Below are 1,021 nucleotides of genomic sequence, written 5' to 3' on the forward strand. Positions count from 1 at the left end.
GTAGGCGACCGGCCATTTGTCCTTCATGCCGGACCAGGAGTATTTCCAGATCTCGCCATGCGGCTTGCCGCAGTCATATTTGGCGTCGGGGTTCACGCCCCATTTCGGGTCGTTGTAGCACTCGGGCGTGTATTCCGGGAATTCAACCCACTCGCCCTTGTATTTGGCAGGCGCCCAATGCGGCGAATAGATCCACAGCATGATCGGCGCCTTGCGCTGATAGGCGGAATCGAGCTCGGCGAACATCGCCGCGTCGGTGCCGGCATGGATGACGGTGAAGGGCAGTTTCAGCGCCTCGACGCGCTCGTCGTCAAAGCCTTCCCATGTCACCGGGCCGCCGAGATAGCGTCCCTTCGGTGCGGTCTCCGCCGTCGAGAAGGCTTCGGCGCATTTCGGGTCCTTCAGCGCTTCCCAATTGGGCAGGCCCGGGCATTTCTCCTTCATGTATTCCGGAAACCACCATTCTTCCTTGGCCTTGGGTCCGAGCTTACCCAGCCGTTCGGTCTGGCCGGTCGCATCGGAGGCCTTCATGGCTTCGCCGGCGGTCGTGTCCCAGAACTCCAGGCCGACATCAAGATCGCCATTGGTGAGGCCCGTGGTCAGGCTGGAGAGGTAGTCGGCCGTGGGATACTCGACGGTATAGCCGAGCTTTTCCAGGATACCGCCAAGGATCTTGGCGTTCAGATTGACGCTGGTCCAGTCGAACAGCGCGATCTTGATCGGATCGTTGGATTCTGGTGCGGCGGCTTGGGCGGAAGGTGTCAGTGCACTCGCCGCGGCGAGTGCGAAGGTTCCCATTGTTAAGTTCGAAATCACACTGCGAAGTGACATGCTTGTTCTCCTTCAAGCTGTGAAAATTATCGTTCGTTCCCTTCTTGCGGCTTTTCTTGATTGTGTTGGAAAGGCTGGTCTTTGCGCAAGGCCGTCGGCGCCAGATTATTGCCCCGGCTTTGGCCGACGCAGGCAAGATGGTGCTCAATTCTAGTGATGATGGAACAGGACTGCAGTGTCGGCGTCATGG

The 1,021-nt window shown here is 59.0% G+C and carries 1 protein-coding gene; it reads right to left on the reverse strand.

The genetic code is table 11. The features are described 5' to 3' along the window. Positions 1 to 831 (reverse strand): ABC transporter substrate-binding protein (locus ENZ74_RS32860; RefSeq protein WP_127313340.1); only part of this gene is annotated, 831 nt, incomplete at its 3' end. Between the last annotated feature and the right edge of the window lie 190 nt (positions 832 to 1,021).

Origin of the sequence: Mesorhizobium sp. M7A.F.Ca.CA.002.15.2.1, assembly GCF_003998715.1 — a bacterium.
Lineage (GTDB): Bacteria > Pseudomonadota > Alphaproteobacteria > Rhizobiales > Rhizobiaceae > Mesorhizobium > Mesorhizobium ciceri.